This is a genomic window from Kitasatospora sp. NPDC058406 (genome assembly GCF_042722765.1).
Classification (GTDB): domain Bacteria; phylum Actinomycetota; class Actinomycetes; order Streptomycetales; family Streptomycetaceae; genus Kitasatospora.
In genome coordinates this window covers 1-8335 of record NZ_JBHXKE010000207.1, presented here as the reverse complement: position 1 = coordinate 8335, position 8335 = coordinate 1, and the positions used below count along the sequence as shown (strand labels likewise).

Genomic DNA, 8335 nt, shown 5'->3' with positions numbered 1-8335 from the left:
GGCGGGGGCCGTGCTTACTACGTGCGCCGCCCCGGGGGGGTTGGCGGCGGGGTCCCGGCCGTGGGTGGGGTCACGGGGGGGTGGGGGCCCGGGTGCGCCCCGCCCCCCCCCGGGCCCACGTGCGTCCGCGGCGGCGGGGCAGGGCCTTCTAGGCTGTAGGGACGGGCGGGGGATCGGCGAAGGCGGTGGACGGCATGGGTGACGGTGTGAGCGGCATGGACGGCGGAGACGCGGCGGTGGAGAAGGATCCGGCGGGCGGAGCCGTGGCGGACGGGGTGTCGGCGGACGGTCGGGAGCAGGCCCGGGGCGCCCGGGCGGGCGCCGGGGCGGACCGGGCGCGGTTGGTCTTCCGGGACCCGCTGGACCAGCAGTCCCGGGACGACACCGACGCGGGCTGGGGCAGCCGCCCGGAGGCGGGGGAGAGCGGTGGGCGGGGGCTGGACTGGTACCTGAGCCAGCGCCCGCCGCACCACGGCGACTGACCGGCGGCCGGGCCCGGTTCGCCTCAGAGGGTCCGGGTGACCAGGGCGTCGCGGATCTCGGTGAGCAGGAGGACCTCCTTGGCCTCGGCCTCCGCCCGGATCTCGGCCGGCGTCTTGCGCCGGGCGGCATAGGTGGTCATCGGCAGGATCAGGCAGAAGTAGACGACGGCGGCGGTGATCAGGAACTGCAGGACCGCGCTCAGCACGCTGCCCCAGAGGATGAGGATGCCGGTGGTGACCTCACCGGCCGCGGTCACCTCACAGGGCCCCTTGAGGCAGGAGGTGTAGGCCGCGAGATCCTTGGCGCCGAACACGCCGACGATCGGGTTGATCACGCCTTTGACGAAGGCGTTGACGATGTTGGTGAAAGCGGCGCCGATGACCACGGCGACGGCCAGCTCGACGACATTTCCACGCAGCAGGAATTCCTTGAAGCCTTTCATGCCGCGTGAACGACGAAGTCGAAATCCGGTTACGGGTGATCTTCAGCTCCCTCTGATTGACAACCCGTTCGGTGGACGGAGGCCGTCTCCGGCGGTGGCAGGCCCGCCCGCGCGGGGCCGAAGGTGAGTGCCACGGCCGCCGCGAGCACGAGGACGGCCAGGGCCCCTGGGCCCTGCCGGAGCGCCTGTCGGAGCCGGTGTCCGCGCCCGGCTCCGCGTCTGATCGGCGGGAACGACGGCACCGGCTGTCGTGGCGGGACGCTCGGCGCGGGCAGTGGCGGCAGCGGGAAGGGGAGCGGGCGGGAGGGGTTCCTGGTCGGCACGGGCACCACCGGTGGTCGCAGGGTGCCGGCCCCCACCGGGTCCGTTTCCGGGTGGCGGCGGGCCGGCTTCTCGTGACGCACACTCTGGGCCGCCGGCCCGGTGGTCGGAAGCCCCTTTCCCTGCCCTGTGGAAAACTCGGGCCCGGGGAGGACCGGCCTCCGCCGAACGGGTGCACTTCTGCGCCGTTCGGGGGAATTGAGAGAATCCGGGAATGCGAACGGCCCGCCGGACCCGCATATTGCGGGTCGACGGGCCGTTCGGTCGTTCTGTCTCGGCAGTCCGGCAGTCCGGGCTTCGTCGGGGCGGTCAGCCCGCTGCGGGAGCGGGGCTCGCCGCGGGCGCGGAGCCGCCCGACGAGGAGGACGACGACGAGGTCGACGTCGACGAGGGGGTCGACGAGCCGGTGCTCACCGAGCTGCTGGAGGAGGAGCGGCTGTCGGTCCGGTAGAAACCGGAGCCCTTGAAGACCACACCCACGGCGGAGAAGATCTTGCGCAGGCGCCCCTCGCAGTCGGGGCAGGTGGTCAGCGGCTCGTCGGTGAACTTCTGCACCGCCTCCAGGCCGTTGCCGCACTCGGTGCACTGGTACTGGTACGTGGGCACTTGTCTTCCTCCTGGCACTCTCGCCTGATGAGTGCTAACGATGGTCAATGATGCGGCATTCCGCTGGATCAGTCCAGCGACTCGGGTGTGAGATGAGTCCGGCCCGTCGGCGGGACGCCGCCCCGCGCCGCCCGGCGATCAGCCCTTGGCGGCGCCCACCAGCTGCGCAGCGGCGCCCGCGCCCGTGCCCGGACCGGGCGCGGCGCCCGCGTCGGCGGTTGCCGCGCTCCGGGTCCCCGGCGCGACCAGCAGCCCCCGCAGGGAGACCAGCGCGGCCAGGCCCAGCCCGGCGCCGGCCACCGGCACCAGGAACCCGGCCGACGGGCCGCTCCCGTCGACCAGCTGCCCGGCGACCATCGACCCGACCGCCAGGCCCAGCCCGATGGCGCCGGTCAGCCAGGTGAACGCCTCGGTCTTGGCGCCGTCCTCGACCAGCGTCTCGACCAGCGTGTAGCCGGTGATCAGGGTCGGTGCGATGGCGAGACCGCAGAACAGGCCGGCGACGGCCAGCGAGACCAGGTTGGGCATCGCCCAGAGCGTCGAGCAGCCGATGACCAGGAGGGCGTAGCTGGCGAGCATCCGGTGCCGGGCGGCGTGCCGCCAGGCGATCATGCCGTACAGCACGCCGGCCAGCATCGACCCGCCGGCGAAGATCCCGTACACGGTGCCGCTGGCCCCGGGCTGTCCGGCCGACTCGGTGAACGCGGCGACGGAGACCTGCATCGCGCCGAAGACGGTGCCGACGCCCAGGAACGCGCCGGCCAGCAGTCGGACGCCGGGCGAGGCGAGGGCGGAGACCCGGCGGGCGCCCGGAACGGCCGGGTGCAGCGCGGGCGCGGTGCGTCGCTGGGCGGCGAAGGCGAGCCCGCCGACGACGGTCAGCGTGGCCTCGACGATCAGTCCGGAGGCCGGGTTGACCGTGGTGGCGATCGCGGAGGCCAGCACCGGGCCGATCACGAAGGTGAACTCGTCGGTCACGGACTCGAAGGCGAAGGCGGTGTTCAGCTTGGCCGGCGGCGTGCCCTCCGCCGACAGCCTGGCCACCCAGCGGGCCCGGACCATCGCGCCGATCTGCGGCACGGAGGCGCCGGCCGCCGCGGCGGCGAGGAAGAGGCTCCAGACCGGCGCGTGGCCGAGGGCCAGGGCGATCAGCGCACCGACCGAGACGGCGTGCACCACGACGGTCGGCACCAGGACGGCGGCCTGGCCGAGGCGGTCGGCCAGCCGGCCGGTCTGCGGCCCGACCAGGGCCTGGGCGACGGCCGAGACGGCGGCGGCGGTGCCGGCGGTGCCGTAGGAGCCGTGGGTGTCGCGGATCAGCAGCAGGATGCCGAGGCTGAGCATCGCGTAGGGGAGCCGGGCGGCGAAGGCGGGGACGAGGAACGTCCACACGCCGGGGGTGCGCAGCAGCGCGCCGTACCCGACCCGGGTGGGGGCGGCGTCGGCGCGGTCCCCGGGCGCGGCGGGCAGGTCGTGCCCGGGCATGGTGTCGTCGACCGTTCGGCGGGCCGTCACGGTCGGTCCTTCCTACTGCCTGGTAGCGCGGCAGGGCATGAAAAAGCCCCGACGGCGCCGAGAGTCGTCCTCTCGCGCGTCGACCGGGGTAGATACCGGGCCGGCCGCGGGGTCGCCGAGGGCCGGACCGCGGCCGCCGAACGGTCGCGCCAACTCTGCATCAGGCAGATGCTGGGTGTGTCATTCCGAGTAGCTATACGCGCGTAGATGGCGCGCTTACCTCCACAATACAGGGCTCGTCCAAAACTGTCCTGTCGATCGAAGGTGAACGCCGGCCGAACACTCCACGGCGTCGGCCGGGCCGGACGGTCGGGCCGGCGTCACCGGGCGGAGCCACCCGCCCCCGGCCCCGGCCCCCGCCGCCCATGAGCCCGGGGGCTCACTCCCGCCCGTACAGCCACCCGGCGAGCTTGCCGCCACGGTCCACGGCCCGCAGCCGCCGCTCCGCCGCCTCGCTCACCTCGTCGGTGGTCACCACCAGCAGCTCGTCCCCGCCGCGCAGCACCGTGTCCTTGTCCGGCACGAAGCTGTTGCCCTCGCGGACGACCAGGGTCACCGCCGCGCCGGCCGGCAGCCGCAGTTCGCCGATCTCCACGCCGGACATCCGGGAGGTCGGCGTCAGCGCCACCGACAGCAGGTGGCCGTGCAGCTTCTCCAGCGGCGCCGACTCGATGCCGAGGTCCTGGCCCATCGAGCCCTCGCCGATCCGCAGCCACTTGGCGACCCAGGGCAGGGTCGGCCCCTGGAGCAGGGTGAAGACCACGACCAGGATGAAGACGATGTTGAAGACCTCCTGGGCCATCGGCGCGCCGGCGACCAGGGGGATGGTGGCGAGCACGATCGGCACCGCCCCGCGCAGGCCGGCCCAGCTCAGCAGGGCCTGTTCACGGACCGGCAGCCGGAACGGCGTGAGGGTGGTCACCACCGAGAGCGGCCGGGCCACGAAGACCAGCACCGCGCCGATCACCAGCGCCGGCACCACGGCCGAGCCCATCGTCTCGGGGGTGCAGAGCAGGCCCAGCAGCACGAACATCCCGATCTGCCCGATCCAGGCCAGGCCGTCGGCGAAGCCGCGGACGGCGGGTCCGTGCGGCAGCTTGGCGTTGCCCAGGACGACGGCGCTGACGTAGACGGCGAGGAAGCCGGAACCGTGCAGCATCGCGCCGCCGGCGTAGGCGAGCACGGTGAGCGCCATGACGGCGATCGGGTAGAGCCCGGAGGACGGCAGGGCGACGTGCTTGATCCCGTAGGCGCCGACCTTGCCGACCGCCAGGCCGACCGCGAGGCCGATCGCGAGTTCGGCGAGGATGGTGCCGATCAGGACGTACCAGGAGTCCAGCTCCCCGGTGGTGGCGAAGGCGACGACCAGGATCACGACGGGCGCGTCGTTGAAGCCGGACTCGGCCTCCAGCAGGCCGGTCAGCCGGTGCGGCAGCGGGACCATCCGCAGGACGGAGAAGACGGCCGCGGCGTCGGTCGAGGAGACGATCGCGCCGAGCAGCAGCGAGGTCCGCCAGTCGAGGCCGACCAGCCAGTGCGCGCCGGCGGCGGTGACGAAGACGCTGACGCCGACGCCGACGGTGGCGAGCACGGTGGCGGCCGGCATCATCGGCCGGACCTCGCGCCAGTTGGTCTTGAGGCCGCCCTCGGCGAGGATCACCACCAGGGCGGCGTAGCCGAGCACCTGGGTGAGCTCGGCGTTGTTGAACGTGATGCCGAGCCCGTTCTGGCCGAGCGCCACGCCGATGCCGAGGTAGATCAGCAGGCTGGGCAGCCCGGATTTGGTCGAGATGCGCACGGCGACCACCGCGACCAGCAGGATCACGGAGAATTCGAGGAGCAGCTGGTTCAGGTGGTCGACATTCACGCAGGGGCACCTCGGGCTGGCAGGGGCGGACGGGGTGTCTGGTGGCGGTGAGGCCGGGAGCGCTCGATCGACAGGGGCGGGGGCGGCCGGCGCCGATTACTCCCCTTACGGATCGTTACGCAGTCTAACATTTTGCCATATCTTTAGGTTTCCCGGCTGTGCGGCCCGTCACCTCGGGTTCTGACCTCCTCCGATTCCACCGTGAGCGTCCCCCGTGCACGCCCGCCAGCCGAGTCGGCCTAATGTGGTGCCCTGTCACGGCCCCGTGCTCCTGACATGTCCGCCCGCCCCCCAGTGAGGACCGCAAGGACCCAGATGCCCCGCTCGAAGAAGTTCCGGCGCGCCCGTCTGATCGTGATCGTGCTGGTCGTGCTGCTGGTGGCCGGCGCCGGCTACGGCGGCTACCGAGGGGTGGCCGCGGTCCGCGCGTCCTTCCCGGAGGTCGACGGCAGCGTCAAGGTGGCGGGCCTGAGCGCGCCGGTCGACGTCAAGCGGGACGCCAACGGCATCCCCCAGCTCTACGCCGACACCTCCGAGGACCTCTTCCGCGCCCAGGGCTACGTCCAGGCGCAGGACCGGTTCTGGGAGATGGACGTCCGGCGGCACATCACCGCGGGCCGACTGTCCGAGATGTTCGGCGACGGCCAGGTCGAGACCGACTCCTTCATCCGCACCATGGGCTGGCGCCAGGTGGCCCAGAAGGAGTTCGACACCCAGCTCTCGGCCGAGACCAAGAAGTACCTCCAGGCCTACGCGGACGGTGTCAACGCCTGGCTCGTCGAGCACCCGGGCGGGTCGCGCGCCTCGCTGGAGTACACCCTGCTCGGCGTCGTCAACGGCGACTACGAGCCCGAGCAGTGGACCCCGGTCGACTCGGTGGCCTGGCTCAAGGCGATGGCCTGGGACCTCTCCGGGAACCTCCAGGAGGAGATCGACCGCGCGTTGCTCGCCCAGGACTTCAGCCCGGAGAAGATCGCCGAGCTGTACCCGGACTACCCGTACGCCCGCAACGGCACGATCGTGAAGACCGGCACCGTCAGCAGCGACACCTACCGCCCCGCCGACGGCTCCGCCCCGGCCGGCGCCCCGGGCACCGGCACCGGCACCGCGCAGGGCGCGACGACCACCGAGGCGCTGCTCAAGGGCGTCACCACCCGGATCGACGCGCTGCCCGAGATGCTCGGCCGCAACGGCCAGGGCATCGGCTCCAACTCCTGGGTGGTCGCCGGGACCCACACCACCACCGGCAAGCCGCTGCTGGCCAACGACCCGCACCTCGGCCCCGGCCTGCCCTCGGTCTGGTACCAGATGGGCCTGCACTGCCGGACCGCCTCGCCCAGCTGCCAGTACGACGTCTCCGGGTTCACCTTCGCGGGCATGCCCGGCGTGGTGATCGGCCACAACAAGGACATCGCCTGGGGCCTCACCAACCTCGGCGCCGACGTCACCGACCTCTTCCTGGAGAAGGTGACCGGCCCGGAGACCTACCTGGTGGACGGCAAGGAGGAGAAGTTCGAGCTCCGCAAGGAGACCATCAAGGTCGCCGGCGGCGACGACCGCACCATCACCGTCCGCACCACCCGGACCGGCGCCCCGCTGATCTCCGACCCCAGCACCGAGCAGCAGAACGTCGGCAAGTACGCGCCCAACGGCACCTCCGCCCCGGACCGCGGCACCACCGGCTACGGCGTCGCCCTGCAGTGGGCCGCGCTCATCCCCGGGAAGACCATGGACGCCGTCTTCGGGCTCGACCGTGCGAAGAACTGGGACGAGTTCCGGGGGGCCGCCAAGGACTTCGCCGTCCCGGCCCAGAACCTGATCTACGCCGACGCCAGGAACATCGGCTACCAGGCCCCCGGGTACGTCCCGGTCCGCGGCAACGGCGACGGCCGCAACCCGGCACCGGGCTGGGACTCCTCCTACCAGTGGAAGAAGGACCCGGTCCCGTTCAACGCCCTGCCGTACAGCTTCAACCCGTCCGGCGGCTACATCGTCACCGCCAACCAGGCCGTGGTCGACCCGTCGTACAAGTACCTGCTGACCAAGGACTGGGAGTACGGCACCCGGGCCAAGGAGATCACCGAGCAGATCGACGCCCGGCTCAAGAACAACGGCAAGATCTCGCCGGACGACATGCAGGAGATGCAGCTCGACAACACCAGCATCCTCGCGAAGACGCTGGTCCCGAGGCTGCTCAAGGTCGAGATCGACGACCCCTACGTGCGCGAGGCGCAGGACCTGCTGAAGGACTGGAACTACCACCAGGACGCCGACTCGGCCGCCGCCGCCTACTACAACGGCGTCTGGCGCCAGCTGCTCACGCTCGCCTTCGGCCAGAAGTTCCCGGCCGACCTGCGGGCCGAGGACAACTGCCTGCTGGTGCGCCAGCAGGCCGACCCGACCAAGCCGGACAGCAAGTCGGACATCGTCACCGAGTGCGGCACCCGTGACCCGGGCAAGGCCCAGCCGGACGGCGGCGACCGCTGGACCGAGGTGGTCCGGCAGCAGCTGGAGAAGCCCGACAGCGGCTGGTGGACGTACATCGACTCCCAGCACAAGGAGCAGAAGGGCCTGGACAACCTCCTCCGCGAGGCGATGAAGAACGCCCGCCAGGAGCTCACCTCGCTGCTCACCAAGGACATCTCCACCTGGAGCTGGGGCCGCCTGCACAAGCTGGAGCTGCGCGAGCGCACCCTCGGCTCGGACGACTCCTCGATCGCCTCCGGCGCCGTCCACAAGCTGCTCAACCGCGGCCCGTACCGCCTCTCCGGCGGTTCGGCGGCGGTCGACGCGGCCGGCTGGAACGCGGCCGCCGGGTACCAGGTCGACTGGATCCCGTCGATGCGGATGGTGATCGACCTGAGCGACCTCGACGCGTCCCGCTGGATCAACGTCGGCGGTGCCTCGGGCCACGCCTATCACCCCAACTACAACGACCAGACCGACCTCTGGCTCAAGGGCAAGCTCCTGACCTGGTCGTTCTCGCCGGACGCGGTCGAGAGGTCGGCGAAGCACAAGCTGACGCTGACCAACGGCTGACGCCCGACGGCCGGCTTCCGCCACGACGGCCCCGCGCCCCCGGACCTCCCGGGGCGCGGGGC

6 protein-coding genes are annotated in these 8335 nt (G+C 72.1%); 2 read left to right on the top strand and 4 right to left on the bottom strand.

Features of this window, described 5'->3' with window-relative positions; genetic code table 11:
* Positions 1-194: 194 nt before the first annotated feature.
* Complete coding sequence (locus ACFWOG_RS31055; protein WP_329952985.1) at positions 195-482, top strand: hypothetical protein; 288 nt, start codon at positions 195-197, stop codon at positions 480-482.
* A 23-nt stretch (positions 483-505) separates the two neighbouring features.
* On the opposite strand, the gene mscL is transcribed toward ACFWOG_RS31055, so the two are convergent.
* From mscL to ACFWOG_RS31035, 4 genes are all read right to left on the bottom strand, one after another.
* On the bottom strand, positions 506-925 hold the full coding sequence (mscL, locus tag ACFWOG_RS31050) for a large conductance mechanosensitive channel protein MscL (protein WP_329952986.1): 420 nt from the start codon (positions 923-925) through the stop codon (positions 506-508).
* A gap of 630 nt (positions 926-1555) precedes the next feature.
* Positions 1556-1852 (bottom strand): FmdB family zinc ribbon protein, encoded by a 297-nt coding sequence (locus ACFWOG_RS31045; RefSeq protein ID WP_329952987.1) that lies wholly within the window; start codon positions 1850-1852, stop codon positions 1556-1558.
* Positions 1853-1990: 138 nt separating this feature from the next.
* The gene (locus tag ACFWOG_RS31040; RefSeq protein WP_380362318.1) at positions 1991-3337 is read right to left on the bottom strand and encodes an MFS transporter; all 1347 of its coding nucleotides are present in this window, start codon (positions 3335-3337) and stop codon (positions 1991-1993) included.
* Positions 3338-3746: 409 nt separating this feature from the next.
* Positions 3747-5234, bottom strand: a complete 1488-nt coding sequence (locus ACFWOG_RS31035; RefSeq protein ID WP_329952988.1) for a potassium/proton antiporter — start codon at positions 5232-5234, stop codon at positions 3747-3749.
* A 315-nt stretch (positions 5235-5549) separates the two neighbouring features.
* On the opposite strand from ACFWOG_RS31035, the gene ACFWOG_RS31030 reads away from it, so the two are divergent.
* Entirely contained in the window at positions 5550-8273 is a 2724-nt protein-coding gene (locus ACFWOG_RS31030; protein ID WP_380362310.1) for a penicillin acylase family protein, read from the top strand.
* Positions 8274-8335: the final 62 nt, after the last annotated feature.

Excerpts from the sequence above, each read along its gene's own strand:
- ACFWOG_RS31030 (WP_380362310.1), top strand. The coding sequence starts at position 5,550 with ATGCCCCGCTCGAAGAAGTTCCGGCGCGCCCGTCTGATCGTGATCGTG.
- ACFWOG_RS31040 (WP_380362318.1), bottom strand. The coding sequence starts at position 3,337 with ATGCCCGGGCACGACCTGCCCGCCGCGCCCGGGGACCGCGCCGACGCC.
- mscL (WP_329952986.1), bottom strand. The coding sequence starts at position 925 with ATGAAAGGCTTCAAGGAATTCCTGCTGCGTGGAAATGTCGTCGAGCTG.
- ACFWOG_RS31055 (WP_329952985.1), top strand. The coding sequence starts at position 195 with ATGGGTGACGGTGTGAGCGGCATGGACGGCGGAGACGCGGCGGTGGAG.